At 63.7% G+C, this 26,479-nt stretch carries 26 protein-coding genes; 11 read left to right on the top strand and 15 right to left on the bottom strand.

All coding sequences use genetic code 11. The annotated features are described in order from the left end of the window. The first annotated feature begins 20 nt into the window (after positions 1-20). The 11 genes from cpaB to BMI91_RS06355 all read left to right on the top strand — a co-directional run bounded on the left by cpaB (position 21) and on the right by BMI91_RS06355 (position 11,584). Positions 21-890: a Flp pilus assembly protein CpaB gene (cpaB, locus tag BMI91_RS06305; RefSeq protein ID WP_078604309.1), complete on the top strand. Its 870-nt coding sequence runs from the start codon at positions 21-23 to the stop codon at positions 888-890. 210 nt (positions 891-1,100) lie between these two features. Next, positions 1,101-2,492, top strand: coding sequence for a type II and III secretion system protein family protein (locus BMI91_RS06310; RefSeq protein WP_078545230.1), 1,392 nt, complete (start codon positions 1,101-1,103; stop codon positions 2,490-2,492). Positions 2,493-2,509: 17 nt separating this feature from the next. Next, positions 2,510-3,154, top strand: coding sequence for an OmpA family protein (locus BMI91_RS06315; protein ID WP_078604310.1), 645 nt, complete (start codon positions 2,510-2,512; stop codon positions 3,152-3,154). Between the two features lie 262 nt (positions 3,155-3,416). Next, the gene (locus tag BMI91_RS06320; protein WP_078604311.1) at positions 3,417-4,685 is read left to right on the top strand and encodes a CpaE/TadZ family protein; all 1,269 of its coding nucleotides are present in this window, start codon (positions 3,417-3,419) and stop codon (positions 4,683-4,685) included. A gap of 19 nt (positions 4,686-4,704) precedes the next feature. After that, positions 4,705-6,162, top strand: coding sequence for a TadA family conjugal transfer-associated ATPase (locus BMI91_RS06325; protein ID WP_078571446.1), 1,458 nt, complete (start codon positions 4,705-4,707; stop codon positions 6,160-6,162). Between the two features lie 12 nt (positions 6,163-6,174). Continuing rightward, complete coding sequence (locus BMI91_RS06330) at positions 6,175-7,134, top strand: type II secretion system F family protein (RefSeq protein WP_078604312.1); 960 nt, start codon at positions 6,175-6,177, stop codon at positions 7,132-7,134. 10 nt (positions 7,135-7,144) lie between these two features. Continuing rightward, a complete protein-coding gene (locus BMI91_RS06335; RefSeq protein ID WP_078602079.1) occupies positions 7,145-8,152 on the top strand; it encodes a type II secretion system F family protein in 1,008 nt (335 codons plus the stop codon). Between the two features lie 4 nt (positions 8,153-8,156). Next, positions 8,157-8,726 (top strand): tetratricopeptide repeat protein, encoded by a 570-nt coding sequence (locus BMI91_RS06340; RefSeq protein ID WP_078604313.1) that lies wholly within the window; start codon positions 8,157-8,159, stop codon positions 8,724-8,726. A 27-nt stretch (positions 8,727-8,753) separates the two neighbouring features. Continuing rightward, positions 8,754-9,626, top strand: a complete 873-nt coding sequence (locus tag BMI91_RS06345; protein ID WP_078521900.1) for a tetratricopeptide repeat protein — start codon at positions 8,754-8,756, stop codon at positions 9,624-9,626. A gap of 4 nt (positions 9,627-9,630) precedes the next feature. Further along, entirely contained in the window at positions 9,631-10,131 is a 501-nt protein-coding gene (locus BMI91_RS06350; protein WP_078540242.1) for a prepilin peptidase, read from the top strand. A gap of 142 nt (positions 10,132-10,273) precedes the next feature. After that, positions 10,274-11,584, top strand: a complete 1,311-nt coding sequence (locus BMI91_RS06355) for an ATPase (RefSeq protein WP_078604314.1) — start codon at positions 10,274-10,276, stop codon at positions 11,582-11,584. A gap of 5 nt (positions 11,585-11,589) precedes the next feature. Here the strand turns inward: BMI91_RS06355 and BMI91_RS06360 are convergent, their stop codons facing one another. From BMI91_RS06360 to tolQ, 15 genes are all read right to left on the bottom strand, one after another. After that, entirely contained in the window at positions 11,590-12,411 is an 822-nt protein-coding gene (locus BMI91_RS06360) for a LytTR family DNA-binding domain-containing protein (RefSeq protein WP_158522107.1), read from the bottom strand. A gap of 138 nt (positions 12,412-12,549) precedes the next feature. Beyond that, positions 12,550-13,452, bottom strand: coding sequence for a bifunctional methylenetetrahydrofolate dehydrogenase/methenyltetrahydrofolate cyclohydrolase FolD (gene folD, locus BMI91_RS06365; RefSeq protein ID WP_078540244.1), 903 nt, complete (start codon positions 13,450-13,452; stop codon positions 12,550-12,552). 12 nt (positions 13,453-13,464) lie between these two features. After that, complete coding sequence (locus BMI91_RS06370) at positions 13,465-14,343, bottom strand: bifunctional 5,10-methylenetetrahydrofolate dehydrogenase/5,10-methenyltetrahydrofolate cyclohydrolase (RefSeq protein WP_078604316.1); 879 nt, start codon at positions 14,341-14,343, stop codon at positions 13,465-13,467. After that, on the bottom strand, positions 14,324-14,644 hold the full coding sequence (locus BMI91_RS06375) for a chorismate mutase (RefSeq protein ID WP_078521910.1): 321 nt from the start codon (positions 14,642-14,644) through the stop codon (positions 14,324-14,326). Before BMI91_RS06375 ends, BMI91_RS06370 begins: the two co-directional genes overlap by 20 nt. A 67-nt stretch (positions 14,645-14,711) precedes the next feature. Then, positions 14,712-16,379 carry a formate--tetrahydrofolate ligase gene (locus tag BMI91_RS06380; protein WP_078604317.1) on the bottom strand — a complete coding sequence of 556 codons (1,668 nt, stop codon included), beginning with the start codon at positions 16,377-16,379 and terminating at the stop codon, positions 14,712-14,714. Between the two features lie 81 nt (positions 16,380-16,460). Continuing rightward, positions 16,461-17,051: an MOSC domain-containing protein gene (locus tag BMI91_RS06385; RefSeq protein ID WP_078521914.1), complete on the bottom strand. Its 591-nt coding sequence runs from the start codon at positions 17,049-17,051 to the stop codon at positions 16,461-16,463. Continuing rightward, positions 17,051-17,860, bottom strand: a complete 810-nt coding sequence (locus BMI91_RS06390) for a methyltransferase domain-containing protein (protein ID WP_078604318.1) — start codon at positions 17,858-17,860, stop codon at positions 17,051-17,053. The genes BMI91_RS06385 and BMI91_RS06390 overlap by 1 nt, the downstream gene beginning before the upstream one ends. An 18-nt stretch (positions 17,861-17,878) precedes the next feature. Next, positions 17,879-19,792 (bottom strand): ATP-dependent zinc metalloprotease FtsH, encoded by a 1,914-nt coding sequence (gene ftsH, locus BMI91_RS06395; protein WP_078521918.1) that lies wholly within the window; start codon positions 19,790-19,792, stop codon positions 17,879-17,881. 82 nt (positions 19,793-19,874) lie between these two features. Beyond that, complete coding sequence (tilS, locus tag BMI91_RS06400; RefSeq protein ID WP_244176561.1) at positions 19,875-21,098, bottom strand: tRNA lysidine(34) synthetase TilS; 1,224 nt, start codon at positions 21,096-21,098, stop codon at positions 19,875-19,877. A gap of 10 nt (positions 21,099-21,108) precedes the next feature. Further along, the gene (gene ybgF, locus BMI91_RS06405; RefSeq protein ID WP_341853190.1) at positions 21,109-21,942 is read right to left on the bottom strand and encodes a tol-pal system protein YbgF; all 834 of its coding nucleotides are present in this window, start codon (positions 21,940-21,942) and stop codon (positions 21,109-21,111) included. A gap of 5 nt (positions 21,943-21,947) precedes the next feature. Next, on the bottom strand, positions 21,948-22,481 hold the full coding sequence (pal, locus tag BMI91_RS06410) for a peptidoglycan-associated lipoprotein Pal (RefSeq protein ID WP_078604319.1): 534 nt from the start codon (positions 22,479-22,481) through the stop codon (positions 21,948-21,950). 71 nt (positions 22,482-22,552) lie between these two features. Next, the gene (tolB, locus tag BMI91_RS06415) at positions 22,553-23,875 is read right to left on the bottom strand and encodes a Tol-Pal system beta propeller repeat protein TolB (protein ID WP_078540249.1); all 1,323 of its coding nucleotides are present in this window, start codon (positions 23,873-23,875) and stop codon (positions 22,553-22,555) included. 102 nt (positions 23,876-23,977) lie between these two features. Then, complete coding sequence (locus BMI91_RS06420; protein ID WP_158522108.1) at positions 23,978-25,222, bottom strand: cell envelope biogenesis protein TolA; 1,245 nt, start codon at positions 25,220-25,222, stop codon at positions 23,978-23,980. A 19-nt stretch (positions 25,223-25,241) separates the two neighbouring features. Further along, the gene (tolR, locus tag BMI91_RS06430; RefSeq protein ID WP_078540251.1) at positions 25,242-25,721 is read right to left on the bottom strand and encodes a protein TolR; all 480 of its coding nucleotides are present in this window, start codon (positions 25,719-25,721) and stop codon (positions 25,242-25,244) included. Positions 25,722-25,723: 2 nt separating this feature from the next. Next, positions 25,724-26,419 carry a protein TolQ gene (gene tolQ / locus BMI91_RS06435; RefSeq protein WP_078521931.1) on the bottom strand — a complete coding sequence of 232 codons (696 nt, stop codon included), beginning with the start codon at positions 26,417-26,419 and terminating at the stop codon, positions 25,724-25,726. Between the last annotated feature and the right edge of the window lie 60 nt (positions 26,420-26,479).

A 26,479-nucleotide genomic window follows, 5' to 3' on the forward strand; every position in this document is an offset into this window, starting at 1 on the left:
GACAACAGAAGGAAGAAGCGATGCGACTGATTTTTGTTCTTTTCCTCGTGGCCGGTGTCGGCCTCGCTGGTGTCGCCGTGATGATGGCGCAGGGACAGATCGCGCAGTTCCAAGCGGAACGCGATCAATTGGCCGAGATGCAGAAGAATGCCCCCAAGCTCGCCGATGTCGTAGTCGCGCGGAAACCGCTCAAATACGGCGAGCATTTTGGCCCGGAAGATCTCGCCGTGATCAAGGTGCAGGCAAATGCCGTGCCGAAATATGCTTTCGACACGATCTCCGCAAAACCCGGCACCGAAGAGGCCAAGAAGGCCGTCTTCCTTGAAGGCGAAACGCGCAAGCGCGCCTCCATGCGTGAGATTTCGCCGCGAGAAGTCATTCTGGCGTCGCGGGTCACTCAACCCGGCGAAAACGCGGGCATCATGGCAAGCCTGCCCGACAACCGCCGTGCCTTTACGATCCAGGTCTCGTCGACCTCAGCAGTCTCGGGCTTCCTGCGTCCGAACGATCTCGTCGACGTCTACTGGTCCGGCACGATTAACGGCGAGCCGGTGACCAAGCTCATCGACACCAACCTCAAACTGATCGCGATCGATCAAAGCACCGATCCGGACCGCAGCAACGCCACGCAGATCGCGCGCTCGGTTACTGCCGAGGTCAGCCCCGAACAGGTCGCGGCTCTGACGCTAGCTCAGAATACCGGGAACATTACGCTGTCGCTCGTCGGGCTTTCGAACACGGAGCAGGTGAGCCAGATCGAAATCAACCGTGACGAGCTGCTTGGCATCCAGAAAGACGAGGTCAAAAAGGTCGAGAAGGCAGAGGTTTGCACGATCAAGACCCGTAAGGGCACGGACGTCGTCGAGACACCGATCCCCTGCACGAACTAAATAAATGACAAATATCAGTCATTTGCGCGGGGTCCTTCGGGGCCCCGCTTTTACATGTGACCGTTTATCCACATCAACAACGCCGCTCAATCCATTGATTCTTGCAAAAAAACAGGTCTTGGCGCATTCTCCTTTGCAATAATGGACCAAAACAGTCCCTAAGCAGACAAAAGATTTGCGAGTGGCGTGATCGGAGAGGCAGGGTCACAGATGAAATTGAAAACCTTAATGCAGGCCTGCCTATGCGGCATGGCGCTGAGCGTCGCGGTAATGAGCCCGGCGCAAGCAGACACGTTGCGGATTCTGTCCGGGGCAACTCAAGCTCCGCTGACGGTTCCGTTGAACCGCGCGGTGGTCGTGGAAAGCGACACGCCGTTTTCGGAACTCTCGATCGCCAATCCCGGCATCGCAGACATCCAGACCCTTTCGGATCGTTCGATCTACGTGCTGGGCAAGGTGCCGGGCCGGACGACGCTGACGATCCTTGGTGCCGACGGCAAGCTGGTGTCGAATGTCGACGTTCAGGTGACCCCGGACCTCGCGGAGTTCAAGGAACGCCTCAAACAGATCCTGCCGGGCGAGAACATCCAGGTGCGCACTGCGAATGACGGGATCGTCCTTTCAGGCACGGTCTCCTCGGCGCAGAAACTCAGCCGCGCGCTTGAGCTGGCCAATCGCTACGCGCCGGACCGGGTGTCGAACCTGATGATGGTTGGCGGTACGCAGCAGGTGATGCTGAAAGTGCGCTTCGCAGAGATGCAGCGCTCGGTTGCCAAAAGCCTCAGCTCCTCGATCAATGCAAGCGTTGGGCCGAACGGAACCTTGGGCGCGGGTGCGGGCTTCGGCGGCACGAGGACCACCACCGCAACCGCACCCGCGCAGACCTACGACAACGGGATCGGCATTGGCATCGGCCGCGGCACGTTCCAGCTGGGCGTTCTTATCCAAGCGCTGGAAAACAAAGGCGTGGTGCGCACCCTCGCGGAACCGAACCTGACCGCTCTTTCGGGCCAATCGGCAGACTTCCTCGCCGGTGGCGAATATCCGATCCCGGTGCTCAACAATGGCGACGTGTCGATCCAGTACAAACCCTTCGGCGTCGAGATGTCCTTCACGCCGCGTGTGGTGGACGGTGACGTGATCAACCTCGAAATCGCCGCCTCGGTCTCCTCGATCGATACGGCGAACGGTTATACGAGTGGTACGTTCAACGTCAGCGCCTTCAAGAAACGCTCGACCTCGACCACGGTCGAGATGCGCGACGGCGAAAGCTTCGCGATCGCGGGCCTCCTTCAGGACGACTTCAACGATTCCGTGGGCCAGATCCCGTGGCTCGGCGATGTTCCGGTGCTCGGCGCGCTGTTCCGCTCGACCGAATTCGAACGCAAGCAATCCGAACTGGTGATCATCGTGACGCCGCATCTTGTCTCGCCCGTCAAGGGTGACACGCTGGCGCTGCCGACGGATCGCCTGAAGCCGCCAACCGAGTCCGAGCTGTTCCTCAACGGCAGAACCTCGGGTGGCAAAGCGCCGCAAAAAGGCCCTGCCGCGGAAGTCGCCAAGCAGGACTTCTCCGGCTCCTATGGCTATGTGATGGAGTGAGCGAGATGGCTGGAAACATGAAACTACGCACTCTCGCGATCACCGTCGGCACCATGGCCGTGCTGGCTGGCTGTTCGGAAGGCACCAAGACCTTCAACTCGGAGGTCGGCTCGACCACGGAAGGCTCGCTGGGCTTCGGCTCCGCCATCGCACAGAACCAGGCGATGATGAGCGGCAACCAAAGCTACGTCATCAACATGACGCGCAAATTCGCCGCTGACGTGCCCAACACGGTGCACTTCGCCTTTAACTCTTCGGTGCTCGATGCGCAGGCGCGCAATGCGCTGCTGATGCAGGCGAACTGGATCCGGCAGAACCCGGAAGTGCGCTTCCGCGTCTACGGACATACCGACCTTGTCGGTTCCAACGCTTACAACAAGGCTCTGGGGCTGCGCCGCGCGCGGGCCGTGGTGAATTTCCTCGTCTCGCAGGGCATCTCGCGGTCTCGGCTCGAGGCGCTCGTATCCTACGGCGAAACACATCCGCTGGTCTACACCCAAGCCCCGAACGAACAGAATCGTCGCACCGTCACTGAGGTCTCGGGTTTCGTGACCAAGGGCAAACCGATGTTGCTCGACGGCAAGTACGCGGCGGTGATCTATCGCGACTACATCGCCTCGGCTGCGGCCGGCGGCGGAGATAGCGGTGGCGGCGGCAACTAAGCCTCTGAAATTGCGAACATAGTCGCGTTTTGCGGCAAAGAACATCTTTTGACGGCGGGCGCTTTTCAACAAAGCCCGCCGTTTTTCTTTATCGTCTCTCTTTATCCCACAATTGAAACAGTCTGGCCCCAATGTCGCCCAGATTGGAAACGAGATTGATCCTCGACGGAATAGGCGCGTCCAGCGAGTCGCGTCCGGTCTGCGGCGTAGCAACAGAGTTAACCGAACCCCGCCGCGGGTCACGAAAAAGAGGACAGAGGCAATGACTGCAGCAGCTATCATGACTTCGGAGCCGGCCCCGATTCAGGCGTGCACCGTGTCACGCGATGTGTCGAATTTCGACCTGTTGATCGAGGATATGGAGACCGAGCTTGGTGAAAGCTGGGGCGACCTGACCTTTGACGAAGCGGCAATCTTCCTGAGCCAACCCGATGCGGAACAGCTCGAGTTCATTGCGATTGCCGTGGATGGCGAAGACGAGGATGAGCTGACCAAGATTTCCGGCATCATCACCGAGGCCAAGGACCGTAATATTCGCGTCATCCTGATCGCCGACGAGGTCAGCCCGATCGCGCTGCATCAGCTGCTGCGCCTCGGGGCCGATGATTTCGTCCCCTACCCGCTTCCCGAAGGCGCGCTCCATGACGCGATTGAGCGTCTGGGCCAAGCCGCGCCGCCGCCCGAGATGGCGCCCAACATGAACGCCCCGACCTTTTCGGCCAGCGGCAACCATGACGGCGTCGTTCTTCCGGTCCACGGCCTTTCGGGCGGTGTCGGCGCAAGCACCTTCGCGGTGAACCTCGCCTGGGAAATGGCGACAATCCACGACGGCAAAAAGAAGAAGAAAGATTCGTCCACCTCGCCGAAAGTCTGCCTGCTCGATCTCGACCTGCAGTTCGGCGCTGCGGCGACCTATCTCGACCTGCCGCGCCGCGAGGTGATCTACGAGATGCTCGCCGATACCGAGCATATGGATAAGGAAACCTTCCGGCAGGCGATGCTCAGCTTCAACGACAAGCTCGATGTGCTGACCGCGCCGACCGACATGCTGCCGCTCGATCTGCTGAGCGGCGAGGATCTGGAGCGCCTGATCGACATGGCGCGCGCGCATTACGATTTCGTCGTGATCGACATGCCCTCGACCGTGGTCAGCTGGACCGAGACGGTGCTGAACAAGGCGCATCTCTACTTCGCGCTGATCGAGCTGGACATGCGCTCGGCCCAGAACGTGCTGCGGATGCAGCGCGCGCTGAAATCCGAAGGGCTGCCGACCGAGAAGCTGCGCTACGTGCTCAACCGCGCACCGAAATTCACCGATCTGAACGGCAAGGCGCGCGTGAAGCGACTGGCCGAGAGCCTCGATATCTCGCTCGAACTGCTGATGAGCGATGGCGGCAAGCAGATCACGCAGGCCAACGACCACGGGCTTCCGCTGGCGCTCTCGGCGCCGAAAGTGCCGCTGCGCAAGGAATTCCAGAAGCTCGCCGGCTCGCTGGTGGAGCTGAACGAAGCCGTCGAAGCGGCCGCCTGACCCGAAAGGACACGTCCAGATGTTTTCGCGCTACAAGAAAGACGGGGCAAAGCCCACCAACGGCAAGGCCGCCCCCCCGCCGCCCGCGCCCGGTGCCGCCAAGCCGCCGCCGATCGACGCTGCGCCGAAAACGCAGGTGGTCCATCGCAAGATGGGCCCCGCGAAGGTCGCAGCCGACCCGGTGGCCGTCGACAAGGAGAAGAAGCGCAAGCAGCGCCTTCAGGAACTCAAGGTGGAGCTGCACAAGCGGCTGTTGGAGAACCTGAACCTTGCCGCGCTCGAGCACGCCTCCGAACGCGAACTGCGCGCAGAGATCGCCGACATCACCGCCGAGGCGATGACCGAGCTATCGGTCGCGCTGAACGCGCAGGACCGTCAGGCGCTGCAGCAGGAGCTTTACGACGAGGTCATGGGTCTCGGCCCGCTCGAGCCGCTGCTCAAGGACGAGACCGTCAACGATATTCTGGTCAACGGCCCGCAGCAGATCTTCATCGAACGCGATGGCAAGCTCGAACTGAGCGACATCACCTTCAAGGATGAACGCCACCTGCTGCGCATCATCGACAAGATCGTGTCGGCCGTGGGTCGTCGCGTCGATGAATCCAACCCTTACGTCGACGCCCGTCTCGCTGACGGCTCGCGTTTCAATGCGATGGTACCGCCGATCGCGGTGGACGGCTCGCTCGTCTCCATTCGTAAGTTCAAGAAGGACAAGCTCGGGATCGACGATCTCGTCAATTACGGTGCCTTCACCGAGGAAATGGCGGCCTATCTGCAAGCCGCCGTCGCGACGCGTCTCAACGTGATCGTCTCGGGCGGGACGGGCTCGGGTAAGACGACGACGCTCAACGCGCTGTCGTCCTTCATCGACAACGCCGAGCGGATTTTGACGATCGAGGACACGGCCGAACTTCAGCTGCAACAGACCCATGTGGGCCGGATGGAAAGCCGTCCGCCGAACGTCGAAGGCAAGGGCGCGGTCACTCAGCGCGACTGTCTCAGGAACGCGCTGCGGATGCGTCCCGACCGTATCATCGTTGGCGAAACGCGCGGCGAGGAAGTCATCGACATGTTGCAGGCCATGAACACCGGCCACGACGGGTCGATGACCACGATCCACGCGAACTCCGCCCGTGACGGCGTGGCGCGTCTGGAAAACATGATCTCGATGTCGGGCATCGAGATGCCGATGAAGGCGATGCGCAGCCAGATCGCGTCGGCTGTGAACCTGATCGTGCAGGCCTCGCGCCTGCAGGACGGCTCGCGCCGCATGGTTTCGGTGACGGAAGTCACCGGCATGGAAGGCGACGTGATCTCGATGCAGGAAGTCTTCCGCTACGAGCGTCTCGGCCTCGCCCCCGACGGCAAGATCATTGGTCGCTTCACCGCGACCGGCGTTCGCTCGCATTATTCCGATCGGTTCCGGCAATGGGGCTACGACCTGCCGGCTTCGATCTACGAACCCGTGCAGGACTAAGGACACCCCGCCATGGCGACCCCCATTATCTACCTGCTGATCTTCGTCGCAGTGCTTCTGCTCGTCGAAGGCGTCTATCTGCTGTTCTTCGGCAAATCGATCTCGCTCAACAAGCGGGTTAATCGCCGCCTCGAGATGCTCAACAAGGGCGAGCGGCGCGAAGAGGTTCTGGAACGTCTGCGCAAGGAAGCGACGCAGCATAACGACGCGCGCTCGATCCCGCTTTATTCGCTGCTGGCCGACAAGGCGCAGAAGGGCAACATCGCCTTCTCGCCGATGGCTCTGATCGGCATCATGGCCTTCGCCTGCTTCGCCGCTTTCATCGCGCTCACGGTGGCCTCGCAGGCGGGGCTCTTCATCCGTATTTTCCTCGCGCTTTTCATGGGCGTGGGCGGCGTGTTCTTCTGGGTCAACTCGAAGGCCAAGAAGCGCATGGCGCTGATGGAGGAGCAACTTCCCGATGCGGTGGAACTGATGGTGCGCAGCTTGCGCGTTGGCCATCCGCTGGCCTCCGCGATCCAGGCGGTCGCACGCGAAATCCCCGATCCGATGGGCACCGAGTTCGGCATCATCGCCGATGAGGCCGCCTATGGGCGCAACGTGGCCGAGGCAATCTCGGAAATGGCCGAACGTCTGGATATGCAGGATCTGCGCTTCCTCGCGGTCGCCGTGTCGATCCAGCAGACCTCGGGCGGCAACCTCGCCGAAGTTCTCGAAGGTCTGTCGAAGGTCATCCGCTCGCGCTTCCGGCTGTTCCGCCGCGTGAAGGCGATCACCGCAGAGCCGCGCTGGTCGGGCATCTTCCTGTCGGCCTTCCCCGTCGTGGTGATGGTGATCATTCAGGTCGTCTCGCCCGATTATTACGACGAGGTGAAAACGACCGCCGCCTTCATCCCGGCCGCCATCGTGGTGTTCCTGCTGCTCGGCGCCAACGTGATCTTCATGAAGGTCATGACAACCATCAAGGTCTGAGGAGAGCCCAATGGATTTCGCTGCCATCAACCAGATGCTGACCGATGCGCTCGGGCCGATGGGGCCGATGATCGCACTGGCGGCGCTCGGCGGGCTTCTGGTGCTCGCCGCGATCCCTGCGCTCCTGAAGAAGCGCGAGGATCCGTTCGACAAGATCCGTGGGAAAGCCCCGCGCCAGCCGCGCCAGAATACCGGCGGCAACGCGGATAAAACCAACCCGAAGCTGCGCGACACCCAGAGCGACAAGCTGCAGAAATATTCGGCCTTCCTCGAGCCGCAAAACGCCGAGGAACTGTCGGAGTCGCGCAAATGGCTGCAATCGGCCGGCTATCGCGGCCCGAATGCCGTGCGCACCTTCCACGCGGTCCAGTTCGCGGCGGGTATCGGCCTGCTCGCGCTCGGCTCGCTCTATGTCGTGCTCTACAACTCCGGCGCGCCCGAGGGGCAAAGCATGGGGATGCTGGGCACGGTGCTCTGGGTGCTCGGCCCCGGGGGCGTCGGCTATTACGGCCCGAAATACTGGGTGAACAAGCGCGTGAAAGCGCGCACCGACGAGATGCAGAACGGTTTCCCGGACTCGCTCGACATGCTGCTCGTCTGCGTCGAGGCGGGCCAGTCGCTCGATCAGGGGATCATCCGCGTCTCGAAAGAGCTGAACAAATCCTACCCTGCCCTGTCCGAGGAATTCGCGATGGTCGCCCACGAGATCAAGGCCGGTCTCGACAAGTCGACCGTGCTGCGCAATTTCGGCGAACGCTCGGGCGTGCCGGATATTGCAAGCTTCGTGACCGTGATGATCCAGTCGCAGCAATTCGGCACCTCGATCGCCGAAGCCCTGCGCCTCTATGCCGCCGACATGCGCGACAAGCGGATCATGCGCGCCGAGGAAGCCGCCAACAAGATCCCGACCAAGATGACGCTGGGCACGATGATGTTCACCGTGCCGCCGCTTCTGATCATTCTTGTTGGCCCGTCGATCCATGATATGCTTGAGAACTTCAAGAATATGGGCATTTGACGGCATGATCCCAAAGCGCCGCGGCCTGATACTGGCCGCGCTGACAGTAACCACACTGGCCGCCTGCAACCCGGGCGGCCTTTCGGCTGAGAAACGGGGCGCTTTCGCCCCCGGCACGAAACCCGGTGCGGAGGCGGTCGACGGGCTTCTCGTCGGTCATCGGCTGATGGAAGCGGGTGAATACGAGCTTGCCCTGAAAGCCTATTACCGCGCGGCGGGCCAGCATGGCGCGACGGCGGAAATCCTCTCGGGCATCGGTTCGGCCGACCTGAAACTGGGGCGCCTGAACCAGGCCGAGCAGATGCTGCGCCGTGCGACCGAGGCCGATCAGACCTTCGTGCCGGCGTGGAACAACCTTGGCGTCGTTCTGATGGAGCGCGGCAAATACGCCGAAGCCGCGCGCGTCTTCAAACTCGCCTTCGCGCTGGACAGTGGCGAATCGGACGCGATCAAGCAAAACCTCAAGCGGGCGCTCGCAAAAATAGAAGAGCCGGGTTACGCTGCGCCACAGGACAAGCAGTTCACGCTCGTCAGGAAAGGGGTCGGTGACTACCTGCTGCTGACGAAGCACTGAGGCTCGAGCAAAAAGGACGCAGGTAACATGCGCCACCCGATCTTTCTGGCAGCCTTGGCTGGCTGCGCGATGACTCTCTCCGGCTGTATGGGCAATAACAGCGACGCCGAAGTCGCGCGCGCGATGAAAAGCGTGAATGCCGTCGATGAGACCAACCTTACCGACATCATGCTGACGGTCGCCGATCCGAACGAGGCCGTGACCTATTTCACCCGGCTGTCCAACGACCATCCCGACCGCATCGATGCCAAGCGCGGGCTCGCGAAATCGCTGGTGCGCGCGCAAAAGCCCGTGCAGGCCGTGAAGGTCTGGCAAGAGGTTCTCACGATGCCGGGCGCGACCAATGACGACCGCGTGTCGCTGGCCGAGGCGCAGATCCGCTCCAATGACTGGTCCGGGGCGAAGGCCACGCTGAACACCGTGCCGCCGACCCACGAGACCTATGACCGCTACCGTCTCGAAGCGATGGTGGCCGATAGTGACAAACAGTGGAAGAAGGCCGACAGCTTCTACGAAACCGCGGCGGGCCTGACCACGAAGCCCGCGGGTATCTACAACAACTGGGGCTTCTCCAAGCTCAGCCGCGGAGATGCCGCAGGCGCCGAGAAGCTGTTCAAGGAAGCGCTCACCTACGATCCGACCCGCTTCACCACGAAGAACAACCTCGTGCTCGCGCGGGCCAGCCAGGGGAAATACGACCTGCCCGTGATCGACATGACTCAGACGGAACGCGCGCAGCTTCTGTATACGGCGGGTCTGGCGGCGGTGAAGCGCGGCGACGTCAATATCGGCAAGACGCTGTTGCAGGACGCGATCGACACCAATCCGCAGTATTTCGCGGAGGCCGACCGGGCGCTGAAGGCGCTCGATCAGGGATCGTCGAGCGCACTGAAAGGCTAAGAGGATGCTCGGTCTCGCCCCGCCCCTGTCGGCGCTGATCTTTCTGGTGCTGATCACCCCGGTTTGCGCCTGGGTGGTCTTCACCGACCTCAAATACATGAAAATTCGCAACAAGGCGGTGCTGGCGCTTCTGGTGATTTTCGCTTTTGCGGGGCCGTTCCTCTTGCCGATCGACGTCTATGCCTGGCGGTGGAGCCACGCGCTGGTCGTCTTCGTGATCGGCTACATCCTGAACCAGATCGCGCATTTCGGTGCGGGCGACGCGAAATTCGCAGCCGCAGCCGCGCCGTTCTTCTCGCATGAACTGTTCGACGTGCAGTTGACGATGTTCCTGCTCTGCGCCTTCCTGCTTGCGGCCTTCGCCGCGCACCGGATCTTTCGCGCAATCCCGGCCGTGGTGAAGGCCACGCCCGACTGGGTGAGCTGGAAGCGCAAGGACTTCCCGATGGGGCTGGCGCTGGTCGGCACGCTCTGGGCGTATCTCCTGCTCGTGGCCCTCGGCTGATTGTTGAGCCTCCCGATCGGGTATCGCGGCGATTACCCGGTTTCTCCAACATTTGGCCACAATCACCGGCAAGATTGGCCCGGACCGATCTTAGCCCCCGCGCAGGACCAAAGCGGGGTGCACAGCCGAGAGGACGCGCCAGATGAACATGATGACCTCGAATGTCATCGCCCCGGCCCCGCCGCGCGCGCTGGAGGAAACCGGGCTAAACGTCGTGATGATGCGGGACATCCTGCTCAAGACGATGTTCCGCACCAATACGGACACGGCCTCTGCGCTGTCGAAGCTGCTCTGCCTGCCGATGACGATGGTGCAGGACCTGATCGACATGTGCCGCAAGCAGGGCCTGTTGGAGGCGATGGGCACGCTGCACGCCAATTCCGGCGGCGAGATGGGCTTCCAGCTGTCGGACACCGGCAAGGCGCGCGCGCTCGATGCGCTGGCGCAGTCGGAATATTACGGCGCGATGCCGGTGCCGCTGACCGTCTATCGCGAGCAGGTGAAGCGCCAGTCGATCCGCAACATCCAGCTGACCCGCCAGCAGCTTCTGGGCGCGATGGGCCACCTGATCCTGCCGCCGGACCTGATCGGCCAGCTTGGCCCGGCGGTCTCCTCGGGGCGCTCGATCCTGATGTACGGCCCGCCCGGCAACGGGAAGTCCTCGATCTCGAACGGCATCCGCGACGCGATCGGGGACAATATCTTCATCCCGCGCGCCATCGAATATGCGGGCCAGATCATCACCGTCTACGACCCGATCGTGCATACCCCCGTTCCGGTCGAAGAAGACGACCCGACCTCGCTGCGCAAGCGCGGGATGCAGTTCGATCAGCGCTACGTCTATTGCGAGCGCCCGACCGTGATCACCGGCGGTGAACTGTCGCTCGACATGCTCGACCTGAAATACAATGCGACCGCCCGCACCTATACCGCGCCGCTGCAGTTCAAATCGGCCGGCGGCGTGTTCATCGTGGACGACCTTGGCCGTCAGGCCGAACCGCCGCAGAAGCTGGTAAACCGCTGGATCGTGCCGCTCGAAGAGAACCGCGACATCCTCTCGCTGCAATCGGGCGAGAAATTCGAGGTGCCCTTCGATACGCTCGTGATCTTCTCGACCAACTTCCACCCGAACGAGATCTTCGATAAGGCGGCGCTGCGTCGTATCTTCTTCAAGATCAAGATCGACGGGCCGAACCAGTCCGACTATCTCAAGATTTTCCAGATGATGGCGAAGAAGCGCAACATGCCGCTCGACGAGAAGGCGCTGCTGCATCTCCTCAAGGTGAAGTACCCCACCATCGACAATATCTACGCGAATTATCAGCCGGTCTTCCTGATCGACCAGATGATCTCGATCTGCGAATTCGAGGGCATCCCCTATCAGATGACGCCGGAACTGGTGGATCGCGCCTGGGACAACATGTTCGTCAGAGACGAGGTGATCGTCCACTAAGGGCGTTACTGGGCGGCCATCCCATCTGCACCGGGCGCGCGGAACCGTGCCGACTCGACTTGCGGCTGATAGGTGCGCGAGACGGGCACTTCTTCGCCGTCGGCCATCTGCAGGAAGACGCGCCCCTTCTCCTTGCGCAGGCCGCGCACCGCATCGCGCGCCACCCAATGCGAGCGATGGACCTGCAGGCCCGACGTGCCCTCGGTCTCGGCAATCGCATCGGCAAGCCGGATCAACAGGCTCGTCTGCCCCGCCTCGGTCACCACGTCGACATAGTGATCATTCACCGCGAGACGGATCAGCGGTGCGCGCAGGTCAGGCTCGAGCCGATAAAGCAAACGCGGCGTGGGCGAAGACAGAGCCCCCTTACTCGCTGCCTTCACGTCCCGGCGGGCCTCCTTCTCCGCGGCGGCCACCGAGGCCTCCTGCGCCCGCCTCGGATGCCCCTGCTGAGGCGCCATCCAGTGCCGCAGGGTGGAGCCTGCCATCGAGAGGCCGAGGATATAGCCAGCCATGTGGAATATCTCGAACCCCCGGAAGTTGGGCTTCGCCGCAAGCAGCAGAACGAGCAGGTAAAGCGGCACAGTCAGCACCAAAGCGGAAAGGCCGGCAAGCGTGGGCGCCTCGTAACGGAACCGGCGCAAACCCAGCTTCCGCCGCACAAAAATGCGGATCGCCGCGCCGATCAGGATGCCGGCCGCGACACTGAGCGGCCAGAAAATTACGCGCGCGCCGAGCGACATGGATTCGAGAGTGTTGAACGGTCCGGCGACGATGCCGAATAGCGATGCCACGACCCAGATCACCGGCAGAGCCGGGATCTTCAATGCCCGCCAATATATTTTCCAGAAACCTGCCATTGCCGTCACGCCCCAATGACGCTTGGGTAACGCAAGCGTTACGGTTCCGACAACGGCAAAGGCCGCTTACCCCACCCAACCTGTGGAAATCCTTACCTACCTTTGTCAGGCAGTCAAACCCTCAGGTTCGGGCAGATTGTTCGCGCGGCAGCAGGCAGTGACCGTGTTGGCCAGAAGGCAGGCGATGGTCATCGGGCCGACGCCGCCCGGCACCGGGGTGATCGCGCCCGCGACCTCCTTGGCGCTGTCGAAATCGACATCGCCCACCAGCCGGGTCTTGCCCTCGCCCTTCTCGGGCGCGTCGATCCGGTTGATACCGACATCGATCACGGTCGCGCCGGGCTTCACCCAGTCGCCCGGGATCATGCGCGGGCGGCCCACGGCTGCCACGAGGATATCGGCGCCCCGGCAGACATCAGCGAGATCCTTGGTGCGGCTATGCGCGATGGTGACGGTGCAGCTGTCGCGCAGCAGCAGCTGCGCCATCGGCTTTCCGACGATGTTGGAGCGCCCCACCACGACGGCGTTCAGCCCCGAGAGGCTGCCCAGCTGGTCGCGCAGCATCATCAGGCAGCCCAGCGGCGTGCAGGGCACCATCGATTTCTGCCCGGTGCCCAGAAGGCCCACATTGAGGATATGGAAGCCATCGACATCCTTCGCGGGGGTGATCGAGTTGATCACCTTCTCCTCGTCGATATGATCGGGCAACGGCAGCTGCACGAGGATGCCATGCACCGCCGGATCGGCGTTGAGCTTTTCGACCAGTGCCAGCAGATCGGCCTCGGAGGTCTCCGCGGGCAGCTTGTGCTCGTAGGAGTTCATCCCGGCTTCGAGCGTCTGCTTGCCCTTGTTGCGCACATAGACCTGACTGGCCGGGTCTTCGCCCACCAGAACCACCGCGAGGCCCGGCGTGATGCCGTGCTCCTCTTGCAGCCGGGTGACATGCTCGGCCACTTTCTCGCGCACGCTCGCTGCGAAGGCCTTCCCGTCGATGATCGTCGCCGTCATTTCATTCCTCCGTCACTCCGCCGCCGCGAAGGTCGTGCGGTAATGGTCCATCTGCATGCGGGTCGCGCGGACCGCGTTGTTCATCAGCGTCGAGACCGTGACCGGCCCCACCCCGCCCGGGACGGGCGTGATCCAGCCCGCCACTTCGGCGCAGCTGTCGAAATCGGCGTCGCCCACGGTGCGCCCCTCGACCCGGTTGATGCCGATATCGATCAGCGCCGCGCCCGGCTTGAGCATTTCGCCATGCACCAGCCCCGGCTTACCGACCGCGACGAACACGGCATCGGCGGCGCGCGAATGCACCGAGACCTGCCGCGTCATATGGTGGCACACGGTGACGGTGGCGCCGAGTCCCATCATCAGGAAGGCGATCGGCTTGCCCACGATTTCCGAGTGGCCGATCACGCAGACATTGAGCCCTTCGGTCTGGAGCGGAAGGGATTTCAGGATCTCCACCGCCGCGACGGCGGTGCAGGGGCCGAGCTCCAGCTCGTTATAGACGATGTTGCCGATCGAGGACGGGTGCATCCCCTCCACGTCCTTGAGCGGATGAACCGCCTTCTGCAGAACCTTGACCGGGATATGGGCGGGCAGCGGGCGCTGGATGATGATGCCGTTGACGCGCGGGTCGGCGTTCAGACCGGCCAGCACGCCCTGAAGCTGTTCGAGGCTGATCGTCTCGGGGTAGTTGCGCACCTCGAAGGCCACGCCGGCTTTCTCGGCGTATTTCTTCTGATTGCGCACATAAAGTTCGGCCGCTGCGACATCGCCGACCGAGATCGAGACGAGGCGCGGCGCCCAGCCTGCCTCCGAAAGCCTCTGTGCCTCGGCATAGGTCTCGTCCAGCTTGACCTGCGCAAGCGCCTTTCCGTCAATGATCGTGGCGCTCATCGGGGTCTCCCTTGCCCAGAACCTGTTCTTCCTGCGCGATGAAATGCTCGATCATTTCGCGCCACAGACGGTCGGCGAGATCGGGATCGAGCCCGGCAGGACCGGCGGCGGCGCGGACCTTTGCCACCACATCCTCGACCCGGTCGGGGATGCGTGCGGGCCAGCCATTTCCCTGTTTGAGTTCCGCCGCACGGGCGATCAGCCGGGTGCGCGCACCGAGCATCTCGACCAGCTCCCGGTCGAGCGCATCGATGGCGACGCGCAGCTCTTCCATCGTGTGCAGGTCTGACGGAGATTTCATCGACAAGGCTCCCGGAACACTCGCGCCCCCTATCGCAGCTTGGCCCAACAAGCTCAAGACCGCGCCCCTAGAACAAACCCGTGATGCGGCCTTCGGCATCGAGGCCGATCGTCTCCGCAGCCGGGTGCCGGGGAAGGCCCGGCATGGTCATGATTTCACCGCAGATCACCACGACGAACCCCGCCCCCGCCGAGAGCCGCACTTCGCGGATCGGCAGCGTATGGCCCGAGGGCGCCCCGCGCAGCGTCGGGTCCGCGCTGAAGGAATACTGCGTCTTGGCCACGCAGATCGGCAGGTTGCCATAGCCCGCGGCCTCCCAGTCGCGAAGCTGGTTGAGGATCTTCTGATCGGCATAGACATCGCTCGCGTGGTAGATGCGCGTTGCGATGGTCTCGATCTTTTCCAGTAGCGGCATGTCATCGGGATAGAGCGGCGCGAATTGCGACGGGCGCTCAGTCAGCGCGACGATCTTTTCTGCCAGCGCCTCGGTCCCCGCGCCGCCATCGGCCCAATGGGTGCACAGAACCGCCTCCACGCCCTGCGCTTCGGCGGCGGCGCGCACCGCTGCGATCTCGTCCTCGGTATCGGCAGTGAAGCGGTTGATCGCGACCACGACCGGCACGCCGAATTTCTTCATATTCGCGATGTGACGCGCGAGATTGGCGCACCCCGCCTCGACGGCGGCCACGTTCTCCGCGCCGAGATCCGTTTTCGCGACACCGCCATTCATCTTCAGCGCCCGCACCGTCGCCACGACCACCGCAGCATTCGGGCTTAGCCCGGCCTTGCGGCATTTGATGTCGAAGAATTTCTCCGCCCCCAGATCGGCCCCGAAGCCCGCTTCGGTCACGACGTAATCGGCCAGCTTCAGCGCGCTTTGCGTCGCGATCACCGAGTTGCAGCCATGCGCGATATTGGCGAAGGGCCCGCCATGCACGAAGGCGGGCGTGCCCTCCAGCGTCTGCACGAGATTGGGCTGCAGCGCGTCTTTCAGCAGCACCACCATCGCACCATCCGCGCCGATCTCGGCGCAGGTCACGGGCGAGCGGTCGCGCCGATAGCCTACGACGATCCGACCCAGCCGCTCCTGCAGATCCGTCAGATCGCGGCTGAGGCAGAGGCAGGCCATGACCTCCGAGGCCACGGTAATGTCGAAGCCGGTCTGGCGCGGAAAGCCGTTCGAGACGCCGCCAAGGCTGACGACGATGTCGCGCAGCGCCCGGTCGTTCATGTCGAGCACACGCCGCCATGTGATCCGGCGCGCGTCGATCTCGAGCGCGTTGCCCCAGTGGATGTGGTTGTCGATCATCGCCGAGAGCAGGTTATGCGCCGCCCCGACCGCGTGGAAATCGCCGGTGAAATGGAGGTTCATCGACTCCATCGGCACGACCTGCGCGTAGCCGCCGCCCGCGGCCCCGCCTTTCATCCCGAAATTCGGACCGAGCGAGGCTTCGCGCAGGCAGATCGCGGCGCGCTTGCCGATCCGGGAGAGCCCGTCGCCGAGGCCAACTGTCGTGGTGGTCTTGCCCTCGCCCGCAGGGGTCGGCGAGATCGCGGTGACGAGGATCAGCTTGCCGGTCTCGCGCGCGTCCAGACCCGCGATGAACTCCGCCTCCAGCTTCGCCTTGTCGCGGCCATAGGGGATCAGCGCGTCTTCGGGAATATCCAGCTTCGCCGCGATTTCCGGCATCGGGCGCAGCGTCGCGGCACGGGCAATCTCTAAGTCACTCGTCATCGGGTCCTCCTGCTGAGGGAGGGTAGCCATTTGACGGCGTAGTAAAAGGGAAAGAAGCGACCGTTGCGGGATTAAATCGCCTCAGCGGACCTCGTCCATCAGCTCCCAGGCGCGCTGATCGGGAATATGCAGCCGCAGCGTTTCGCCCACCACCAGACGACCGGGACGCTCCACCCATGCGGTCACGCCGCGCCGACCTTGGGCGGCCGGTTTGTAGCGTTTGCCCTTCTCGGGATAGTGCTCCTCGATCACCCGGCCCGGCAGGACACAGGGACGGTTCTCCATATCCACCACGAAGGTCAGCCCGGTCTCGTTCTGCAGCCGCGCCGAGGGCGGGATATGGGTCAGGTCCGGCAGACCGCGCAGCACGATCGTCGCGCCGACCCAGGAAGGGTCGATTTCCGGCACGCCCATCGCGAAGGCGGTCTCGGCCAGTTCCTCCGCCGAGAGGATCGTCAGCTGGCGGACATTGGCGATCTCGGTGCCCTTGGGATGCTGATCGGTCACCCGCGAGCAGGAAGGACGCGTGCGCCCGCCATGCAGCTCTCCCACGGGACCGTCGAAGGTGAAGTCGATCTCTTCGACCGGGGTCGAGGTCAGTTGTCCCTCGGTGGTCACCAGGCCGAGCCAGACGACCTCCCCTTGATATTGCGTGGGTTTCAGCGCGGCCATCAGCCCCTCTTTGACAAGACGACAAACAGACGACGGAACGGGAAAAAGACGCTGCCGTCGTCCCGCAGAGGATAAACCGTCTCGAGCGCGGTTTCATAGCGTTCGATGAGAACCTGCGCTTCAGTGTCGCCTAGGAGTCGCAGGAAAGGACGCATCGCCGTGCTTTCCGTGAAGCGGCGCACCGGATGCGCGCCCTGCGTCGGCTGCAACTCCTGCAGATATTCGGTGTGCCAGATATCGACCTCGCCCAGAGGGCTAAGCATTTTCGCGTAATCCACCGCCGGGGCCACGGGCGGCACCCAGCCCGCGAAGTTAAATCGGTCGGGGAACATCTCCTGCGAAAGGTCGCGCAGGATGCGATGCGACGGCGCGCCATGCTGGGCGGGCATCTGCACCGCCAACACACCGCCCTCGCGCAGCTCTCCGGCCAGACGCGGAAACAGCGCGGCGTGATCGGGCAGCCAGTGCAGCGCGGCGTTCGAGAAGATCATCGCGGGCGGCTTGTTGGGCACCCATTCGGAAATGTCGACCAGATCGCAGCGATGATAGGCGCCGGTCGCCGCGGCGCGCTTCAGCATCGCCTCGGAATTGTCGACGCCCACGATCTTGCGCTTGGGGTAGTGGTGGTTGAGCGCCTCGGCCACCGCGCCATTACCGCAGCCCAGATCGATGATCTTGCCGCGTTCGGGCAGTTGCGGCACCCGCGCCAGAAGGTCGAGTGCCGGGCGCAGCCTCAGATTGCGGAACCGCGCATAAGCGTCTGGGTCCCAATCGGCTGCGCCCGGCACTGAAGCGTCACGCGTGACCATTCTCGCGAACCTTCGCGGTCAGGCCGAAGGCTCGGGGGTGGTTTCCGCCCCGCCGTCGCCCTGATCCTTCTTCTTGGACGTTTTGGGCAGCGCGGTCACCGACGGCAGGCTCCCCGAGGAGCTGTCGTCGTCGTCACCGCCCAGCGGCTCTCCGGAGAGGACCTTCTTGATCTCGTCGCCGGTGAGGGTTTCGTATTCCAGAAGGCCTTGCGCCAAACGTTCCCAATCCTCGATCCGCTCGGTCAGGATGCGGCGCGCCTCTTGGTAGCCGTCTTCGATCAGGCCGCGCACCTCTTCCTCGATCAGCTCTTTCGTCTTGGTCGAGACCGAGAAGCCGGCGGTGTTGCCCTGATAGCCCTCATGCGCCTCGGCATAGTCGATATTGCCGACCTTCTCGGACATGCCCCAGCGCATCACCATGGCGCGGGCAATCGCCGACGCCTGCTGAATGTCGCCCGCGGGGCCGTTCGAGACATGCTCTTCGCCCCATTTCAGGATCTCGGCTGCCTTGCCCGCCATGGTCATGGTGATCTTCTGCTTGGCTTCGTCCTTGTGGTAGTTGAGCTTGTCCATCTCGGGCAGCGAGACGACCATACCCAAGGCCTGACCGCGCGGAATGATCGTGGCCTTGTAGACCGGATCGCATTTCGGCAGCGACAGGCCGACGATGGCGTGACCGGCCTCGTGATAGGCGGTCATTTCCTTCTGCTCGGGGGTGAGCACCATCGAGCGGCGCTCGACACCCAGCATCACCTTGTCCTTGGCGTTCTCGAAATCTTCCATCGAGACGAAGCGACGCCCGACGCGGGCCGCCATCAGCGCGGCCTCATTGACGAGGTTCATCAGGTCGGCGCCCGAGAAGCCCGGCGTTCCGCGCGCGATGGTACGCAGATCGACATCCGGCCCCACCGGCACTTTGCGCGAGTGGACCGTCAGGATCTTCTCGCGGCCCTTGATGTCGGGGTTCGGGACGTGGATCTGACGGTCGAAGCGGCCCGGACGCAGCAGCGCGGGGTCGAGCACGTCTTTACGGTTCGTCGCCGCGATGATGATGATGCCTTCATTGGCCTCGAAGCCGTCCATCTCGACTAGAAGCTGGTTGAGGGTCTGTTCGCGCTCGTCATTGCCGCCGCCGATGCCGACACCGCGGGCACGACCCACCGCGTCGATCTCGTCGATGAAGACGATGCAGGGCGCGTTCTTCTTGGCCTGCTCGAACATGTCGCGGACACGGGATGCACCCACACCCACGAACATCTCGACGAAGTCGGAGCCCGAAATGGTGAAGAAGGGCACGCCCGCCTCGCCCGCAATGGCGCGGGCCAGAAGCGTCTTACCGGTACCCGGAGGGCCCACCAGCAGCGCGCCTTTCGGGATTTTGCCGCCGAGGCGCGAGAATTTCTGCGGGTTGCGCAGGAATTCCACGATCTCTTCGAGTTCTTCCTTGGCTTCGTCGATGCCCGCCACGTCGTCAAACGTCACGCGGCCATGTTTCTCGGTCAGGAGCTTCGCCTTGGACTTGCCGAAGCCCATCGCGCCGCCTTTGCCGCCGCCCTGCATCCGGTTCATGAAGAAGATCCAGATGCCGATCAGCACGAGGAAGGGAAGCCAGACGCCCAGCAGCGACATGAAGCCCGACTGCTGTTGTTTGACGACGCTCACCGCGATGCCCTTGTCGATCAGCTTCTCTGCGATCTGATCTTCCATCGGCTTGATGGTGGTGAAGCTTGTGCCATCGGCGAGCTGGTAGCGCACCTCTTCGCCATCGAGGCGAACGTTCTTCACCTCGCCTTTATCGACGGCGTCCATGAACTCCGAGTAGGTCGCTTGGGACGAGTTCATCGAAGATTGCCCATCACCGAAAAGGTTGAACAGGGCTAAAATCAACAGGAACAGCACCGCCCAAAAGGCCAGATTGCGCGCATTACCCAAGGAATATCCTCCAATCGTATCGGGCGGCTGACCTGCGGTCGCCGCCTCTTCCTCAGTGAAAATAGGCATTACGCGCCGGGGTTCAACGTCGAATTAGCCAAGTGGCGAATGCGTCGCGGGAAATCCGCGCCCGCCAGCCTGCGCCAAAGCCCGCGATCGGGGCCGCGACAAGCGTCTCGCCGCGCCAAATGGCAGGACTTGCGGCAAGCGAGGCACGCGGAAGGCCGGTGTCGCGCCAGTCGGGGCATTGGCGCAATCCCGCCTCCCCCAGCGCCGCGACTTCCGCCACGTCGGCTGCGGGCCCGGTGAGCTCCCAACGGTCCCAAAGCGCGGCGCCAGCTTCGACAGCCACGCGCAGATCAGCCACAGCCTGCGCCTCGCGGGTGATGCGGATCGCGTCTTTGCTGGAGGTGATGCGGCAGCCATGCAGGGTGCGGTCGCCGGGTTGCGCGACCTCCGACAGCAAGCCCTGCACTTTCGCGGCGCGCGGCGCATACTCCGCCCCGGACACCCAGCGCAGCGCGGCCACGATCAGGCGACGTTGCAATTCCGGGTCCATCGCGGCGAAGCCTTTGGCATCGATCAGCAGATCGCCCGACGCCTCGGAGACGTGACGCGCGACCTCCGCCATCAGCAACCGATGCAGCGCCGCATTCGCAGCCGAGAGGTTCGCCGTCACGCCGGCGATCGCCTGCGCATCGACGCCCAAAGGCGCGAGCGCCCCGAGCGCCTGACGCGCCTTGACCCGGTCGAAGCGGTCATTCGCGTTGGAGGGGTCGTCGATCCACGTGATGCCTTCCGCGCGCAGATGGTCGCGCAACGACTCGCGTGTCTGGCCAAGAAACGGACGATGCCATGTCACGCCTTCGGCCTCGAACCGCGGGCGCATGCCCGACAACCCCTCCAGCCCAGCCTCTCGGGCGAGCCGCATCAGGAAGGTCTCGGCCTGATCGTTGGCGGTATGCCCCAGCGCGACATGGGCAATCCCGTTTTCGCGTGCCCAAGCGCCGATCAGCCACAGACGCGCCCGGCGCGCAGCATCCATCAGGTTGCCTTCGGCACTGGCGCCATCCCAACGCAGGACGGTATGCGCAGTGCCGCGATCCGCGCAGAACCGCCCGACAAATGCGGCTTCCTCGGCGGCCTCGGGGCGCAGCCCGTGATCCACCGTCACCGCGGCAACCTCGAAATGCGCAGCCAGCAGCACCAGCACCGCCATCGAATCCGAGCCCCCGGAAACGGCAACCCCGACGCGCCGGGGCGCATCGGGGTCAAAACCGTGTCTTGCGATGTCGTCCAGCGTCACCGGACCGCGCTCACTGGCATCCCAGCGATTGCTGCGCGCCCTGCGCCTCGCCCGCCGCCGAAGAGCCCGGGAAGCGTGCGCTCACCTGCCCCAGAGTGGTACAGGCCTCGCTCTGCTGACCGAGCTGGCCCAGAGCCTTGCCGAGCGACAGCAGGTTGTCCGCCGCCCGCGACCCTTTCGGATCGGCGGAGAACCCGTCGAGCCACGCGCGCGCGGCCCCCGCCTCATCGCCCTGCTTTTGCAGCGCCATTCCGCGATAATACATCGCGTCGCTGGTTAGCGGAGAGCCGGGATAGGTCTGCCGGAAGGTCGTGAGAAGATCCGCCGCCGAGGCGTAATCGCCATCCTCATAGGCTTTCTTGCCCGCCTCGAAATCCGATTTCTCGTTAATCGCAAGATCGGGACCGGGCGTCGAATCCGGCGCGGGGCCAGTGACCGAAGGCGCGTTGGTCGGCGCGTCGCCTCCCAGCGGCTTGGCCTTGCCCAGCTGCGAGATGTCGCAGTTCTCTTCCATCTCGCAGACCCGGAAGTTCAGATCGCCGATCCGCTTCGTGCCATCGGCGACGACGCGGTTGATCTTGTTTTCCAGCTCTTCGACACGGTCGGTCATATGCGACAGCGACAGCTCCATCGAATCCATCCGCTGCAGAGCGGAATCGCCGCCCGCTTTCTGCAGACCGGCCTGGCCAGAGGCTTGCAGTTCCTGACGCAGGCTACCGATTTCGGTCTGAAGCTGTCCCAGTTCGGTCTTGATGTCAGCCAGCGTCTGGGCGCGGTTCGCGTCCTGAGCCAGCGCGGGCGCGGCTGCGAGAACAGCCGCACCGAGAAGCAAAGCTCTCAGCATCGCGATCAGCTCCCGACCGCCGATTGCGAGATCACCGTCACGGCGCGACGGTTCTTCATGTAGCACTCTTCAGTGGAGCAAATCGCCAGCGGGCGTTCCTTGCCGTAGGAGACCGTGCGCAGACGGTTGCCGGCCACGCCCTGGCTGATCAGGTATTCCTGCACGGCCGAGGCACGGCGTGCGCCGAGCGCGAGGTTGTATTCGCGGGTGCCCTGCTCGTCGGCATGGCCTTCGATGATCGCAGTGTAGCTCGGGTGGCTCACAAGCCAGCTTGCCTGCTGGGACAGAATGCCGCGCGCGGTGTCGGTCAGCGTCGACTGGTCAACCTGGAAATGCACCATGTCGCCGATGGTCTGGCTGAAATAGGCCGGCGAGTTGGGATCGTTGATCCCGCCTTGGCTGACGCCGTCCATGCCAGCGCCGCCCGGGCCGAGCGCGCCGCCGGGGCCGGTCGCGCCGGAGCCGTATTGATCGGGGTTCGAACAGGCCGCGAGGCCCAGCATCGAGATGGCCAACACGGCCTTCACTGCAAAATTCATTGGTTCCGCCTTTGTTGATCTGCCCATTGCGGGCGAGCCTACCAGTTTCTCTAACGCTTGTTAATCCGCCCTCAGGGCAGAAGCGGCGACCAGGCCGGGTCCGATGCGGCTCCCGGCGTGGAGACTTTCTTCAGGTTGCGCCCGGAGATGTCGACCGAATAGAGCGAGGCCGACCCTTGGGCGCCAGGGCTCTCCCGGGTGAACATGATCACGCGGCCATTGGGCGACCAGGTCGGCCCCTCGTCGAGGAAGGACGAGGTCAGCAGACGCTCCTCCGAGCCATCGGTGCGCATCACGCCGATATGGAAACGGCCCTGATTTTGCTTGGTGAAGGCGATCATGTCGCCGCGCGGCGACCACACGGGGGTCGAATAGCGCCCGTCGCCAAAGCTGATCCGCGTCGCGTCACCGCCGCCCGCGGGCATGATGTAGAGCTGCTGCGTGCCCGAGCGGTCGGATTCGAACACGATCCGCGAACCGTCGGGCGAGAAGCTGGGCGAGGTTTCGATCGCAGGCGAGGTCGTCAGGCGCTGGGTCTGTCCCGAGCTGATATTCATCATCCAGAGATCGGTATTGCCGTTCTGCTCCATCGAATAGACGATCTTCGTGCCATCTGGCGAGAAGCGCGGCGCGAAGGTCATCGTGCCGGGCACTTCCGGCAGAAGCCGCGCCGAGGCGGTGGCCACGTCGAGCATCTTGATGCGCGGGAAGCCGGTCTCGAAGGTGGTGAACAGCACCTTGGTGCCGTCACGCGAGAAGCGCGGGGCGAGCACGATGGTCGAGGCATCGGTGAGATAGGTCACGTTCGCGCCGTCGTAATCCATCACGGCGAGCCGCTTCTGGCGGTTGTCCTTCGGCCCGCTTTCCGAGACGAAGACCACGCGGCTATCGAAGTAGGGGCCCTCGCCCGTGATGCGCGAATAGATCACGTCCGAGACCTTGTGCGCCAGACGCCGCCAGCTGGCCGGCGAGGCTGCAAGTTGCTGCCCGTCGCCCATCTGCTGACCGGAGAACACGTCGAAGAGGCGGAACTTCACGACCACCTTGCCGCCCTGCATCCCGACCGAGCCCACGACCAGCGCCTGCGCGTTGATCGCCTGCCAGTCGGAATATTTCACCGGCGTATCGAAGCTCGACACGTTCTGGATATAGGCGGATTTCGGGATTTCGCGGAACAGGCCCGTGCCCGTCAGATCGCTCGAGATCACCTGCGTGATCTGGCTCGCCATATCGGCGGCCTCGGAACTTTCGGGGATGAAGCCCGCGATCGCGAACGGCATCGGCTCGATCACACCGTCGGTGATCTCGATATGCAGCGGTTCGGAATCCTGCGCGGTTGCGGCGATGGGTGCCAGCATCACAGCCGCCAGCAAACTGAGAACGAAACGCATCATGTCACACACTCCCTTTCCGGGTCTTGCCCGGTTTGTAACGCGCTGCGGCACGATCGTGCATCACAACCCCATGACACCGCGCGGAAATTCGCCGATCCACCGTCATTTCATCCTCATTTTTTCGGGATTGAAGTCGATGGTGATCGTTTTCCAGCGGTCGTATTTCTCCGGCGGCAACGGGAACCCGTCCGAGCCGCACAGAACGATAGCGCGACGCCCGGCCTCGAAGGCCTGATCGACCGCGTTGCCGGTGCCGCCCGTCGCCCCGACCAGCTTGATCGAGGAGATGATCGGGTGGCCGTCGGGCTGCATGTCGACCGACAGCGTCACCGTGGTACGCAGCGCATCCGAGCTGAGCGCGCCGGTATTCCAGCACTGCTTGATATCGACGATCAGCGCGTCTTTCTCGCCTGCGGTGATCGGCGGACCGGTCGGCGCGGAGCCGGTGCCGCCCGTGCCCGCGCCACCCAAAGCTGCCGCCAGAGCATCGTTCACCGAGGCGCTGTCGACTTTCTTCGGCTCGCTCGGCGCGGGCTTGGTCTCTGCCGGTTTCTTCTCGGCGGGCTTGGGTTCTTCAGGCTTCTTCTCGGCAGGCGCGGCGGCCGTCTGCGTCTCTTTCGGCGCGGGCGGCTTGGGCTTGGCGCTCGGACGCGGCGAGGCCAGCGGCGCGGAGCTTTCTGGCTTGTCTTCGGTCTTGTTCGCCTCGGTCACAATCTCCGTCGAGGCTTCCGGCGGCGCGGTCGCCTCCTTCGGCTTCTCGACCGGCTGATCGGGCGTGTCGGCGGGCTTGGGGGCCTCTTGCGGCTGCGCCTGCGGGTCGACCTTCGCTTCGGGCGGCGGCTCGGGCGCAGGGGTCGGCGCAACGCGCGGCGCCTGTTTCGGCTTCGGCGCGGGAGAGATATCGGGCGTGACCGTCGGCGAGGGCTCCTCGACCGGCGGGACGATTTCGGGCGGCGTGTCGCTCACCTCTGCGGGCGGCGTCGGCTCTTGCAGGGCCGAGACGTCGGGCTGCGCATCAGGGGCCGGATCGGGCTGCTGCATCGCCTGCGGCTCGGGTTCCGGCTTGGCCTGCGGCTCGGGCGCGGGCGTCTCGGGCGGCGGTGTCGTCTCGGAAGGTGTATCGGGCGCCGTGGGCGCAACCGGATCCGGCGTCGGCTGCGGCGCATCCTTCGGCGCCGAGGCCATCATCGTGTTGAAGTCCTGCTCGGACATCACCGCGACCTGACTGATTACCACCGGCTCGTTCGGCTTCGGGAAGAACCACTGCCCCCCTGCAATGACCCAGAAGAGCACGCCCACATGCAGCGCGCCCGACAGGCCGTAACCGATCTTGTCCGCACGGTTCATGCGATGCTGCCCCCTGGGCTCAGTTCCCCGCAGGCGCCGTCAATTGCGGCCCTCCGGTATCGGTGACGAGCGTGATGTTCGAGAACCCCGCGCCGTTGAGCGCGCCCATCACCTGCACCACCTGAGAATAGGAAATCTTGCCATCCGCGCGCAGGAACACCTTGTTGCTGTTACGCTCGGCCGAGATCGCCTTGAGACGGTCGATCAGCTGATCCTGCGGCACTTCCGAGTTCATCAACGAGACTTTCCCGTCCGCCTGAAGCGAGATCGTCAGCGGCGTTTCCTGCTCGGTCGGCACGGCCTTGGCTGCGGTCTTCGGCAGCTCCAGCGGCACGCCCACGGTCATCATCGGCGCGGCGACCATGAAGATCACCAAGAGCACCAGCATCACGTCGACCATCGGCGTGACGTTGATCTCGCTCATCGCGGCATGACGGCCCCGTCCGCTCCTGCGGCGCCGCGATCCGCCCGATCCGCGTTTTGCAACACCCGCGCCCATGATCAGCTATCCAACTGGCGCGACAGGATGGTCGAGAACTCGTCCGCGAAGGCCTCGTAGTTGCCCGCGATGCGATCGGCATCGGACGACAGCTTGTTGTAGAAGATCACCGCCGGGATCGCCGCGAGCAGGCCCAGCGCGGTCGCGACGAGCGCTTCCGAGATGCCGGGCGCCACGACGGCGAGCGAGGTGTTCTGCGAGATCGCGATTTCCTCGAAGGCGACCTTGATCCCCCAGACCGTGCCGAACAGGCCCACGAAGGGCGAGATCGAGCCCACGGTCGCAAGGAAATTCAGCCCGTAATTGAGGTTCTCGGTGGCTTTCTGGATCGCGACATCCATCGAGCGTTCGATCCGCGCCTGCGCGCCGGTGATCAGCGCGCCGTCCTGACGGTGCGACCGGCGCCATTCCAGCATGCCGGCGGCGAAGATCTTCTGGCTCGCACCCTCGGGCGCGGGGCCGATCTGGTCGAACAGCTCATCGAGCGGCTCACCCGACCAGAAGGCCCGGTCGAAGGCTTCCGCCTCGGAGCGCGCTGCGCGGTAGGCGATGAATTTGCGGATGATGATCGCCCAGGACCAGAAGCTGGCCACCACGAGAATGATCATCACGAGTTTGACGGTCAGCGATGCGCGCAGAAAGAGCGCAAGCAGGGAGAAGTCGATCTCCTGCGCCATCGCAAGCGAAGATTGGTCCATAGGTACTGCTCGCCGGTTGGGGCCACGTTATCGGGCCTCTGATTACCAGCGATTCTATAT

Source organism: Thioclava sediminum (assembly GCF_002020355.1).
In the GTDB taxonomy this organism is placed as follows: Bacteria; Pseudomonadota; Alphaproteobacteria; order Rhodobacterales; family Rhodobacteraceae; genus Thioclava; species Thioclava sediminum.

What these genes read in the sequence shown, in the direction of transcription:
- cpaB (WP_078604309.1), top strand. Translation starts at nt 21, where the DNA reads ATGCGACTGATTTTTGTTCTTTTCCTCGTGGCCGGTGTCGGCCTCGCT.
- BMI91_RS06310 (WP_078545230.1), top strand. Translation starts at nt 1,101, where the DNA reads ATGAAATTGAAAACCTTAATGCAGGCCTGCCTATGCGGCATGGCGCTG.
- BMI91_RS06315 (WP_078604310.1), top strand. Translation starts at nt 2,510, where the DNA reads ATGAAACTACGCACTCTCGCGATCACCGTCGGCACCATGGCCGTGCTG.
- BMI91_RS06320 (WP_078604311.1), top strand. Translation starts at nt 3,417, where the DNA reads ATGACTGCAGCAGCTATCATGACTTCGGAGCCGGCCCCGATTCAGGCG.
- BMI91_RS06325 (WP_078571446.1), top strand. Translation starts at nt 4,705, where the DNA reads ATGTTTTCGCGCTACAAGAAAGACGGGGCAAAGCCCACCAACGGCAAG.
- BMI91_RS06330 (WP_078604312.1), top strand. Translation starts at nt 6,175, where the DNA reads ATGGCGACCCCCATTATCTACCTGCTGATCTTCGTCGCAGTGCTTCTG.
- BMI91_RS06335 (WP_078602079.1), top strand. Translation starts at nt 7,145, where the DNA reads ATGGATTTCGCTGCCATCAACCAGATGCTGACCGATGCGCTCGGGCCG.
- BMI91_RS06340 (WP_078604313.1), top strand. Translation starts at nt 8,157, where the DNA reads ATGATCCCAAAGCGCCGCGGCCTGATACTGGCCGCGCTGACAGTAACC.
- BMI91_RS06345 (WP_078521900.1), top strand. Translation starts at nt 8,754, where the DNA reads ATGCGCCACCCGATCTTTCTGGCAGCCTTGGCTGGCTGCGCGATGACT.
- BMI91_RS06350 (WP_078540242.1), top strand. Translation starts at nt 9,631, where the DNA reads ATGCTCGGTCTCGCCCCGCCCCTGTCGGCGCTGATCTTTCTGGTGCTG.
- BMI91_RS06355 (WP_078604314.1), top strand. Translation starts at nt 10,274, where the DNA reads ATGAACATGATGACCTCGAATGTCATCGCCCCGGCCCCGCCGCGCGCG.
- folD (WP_078540244.1), bottom strand. Translation starts at nt 13,452, where the DNA reads ATGACGGCGACGATCATCGACGGGAAGGCCTTCGCAGCGAGCGTGCGC.
- BMI91_RS06370 (WP_078604316.1), bottom strand. Translation starts at nt 14,343, where the DNA reads ATGAGCGCCACGATCATTGACGGAAAGGCGCTTGCGCAGGTCAAGCTG.
- BMI91_RS06375 (WP_078521910.1), bottom strand. Translation starts at nt 14,644, where the DNA reads ATGAAATCTCCGTCAGACCTGCACACGATGGAAGAGCTGCGCGTCGCC.
- BMI91_RS06380 (WP_078604317.1), bottom strand. Translation starts at nt 16,379, where the DNA reads ATGACGAGTGACTTAGAGATTGCCCGTGCCGCGACGCTGCGCCCGATG.
- BMI91_RS06385 (WP_078521914.1), bottom strand. Translation starts at nt 17,051, where the DNA reads ATGGCCGCGCTGAAACCCACGCAATATCAAGGGGAGGTCGTCTGGCTC.
- BMI91_RS06390 (WP_078604318.1), bottom strand. Translation starts at nt 17,860, where the DNA reads ATGGTCACGCGTGACGCTTCAGTGCCGGGCGCAGCCGATTGGGACCCA.
- ybgF (WP_341853190.1), bottom strand. Translation starts at nt 21,942, where the DNA reads ATGCTGAGAGCTTTGCTTCTCGGTGCGGCTGTTCTCGCAGCCGCGCCC.
- pal (WP_078604319.1), bottom strand. Translation starts at nt 22,481, where the DNA reads ATGAATTTTGCAGTGAAGGCCGTGTTGGCCATCTCGATGCTGGGCCTC.
- tolB (WP_078540249.1), bottom strand. Translation starts at nt 23,875, where the DNA reads ATGATGCGTTTCGTTCTCAGTTTGCTGGCGGCTGTGATGCTGGCACCC.
- BMI91_RS06420 (WP_158522108.1), bottom strand. Translation starts at nt 25,222, where the DNA reads ATGAACCGTGCGGACAAGATCGGTTACGGCCTGTCGGGCGCGCTGCAT.
- tolR (WP_078540251.1), bottom strand. Translation starts at nt 25,721, where the DNA reads ATGGGCGCGGGTGTTGCAAAACGCGGATCGGGCGGATCGCGGCGCCGC.
- tolQ (WP_078521931.1), bottom strand. Translation starts at nt 26,419, where the DNA reads ATGGACCAATCTTCGCTTGCGATGGCGCAGGAGATCGACTTCTCCCTG.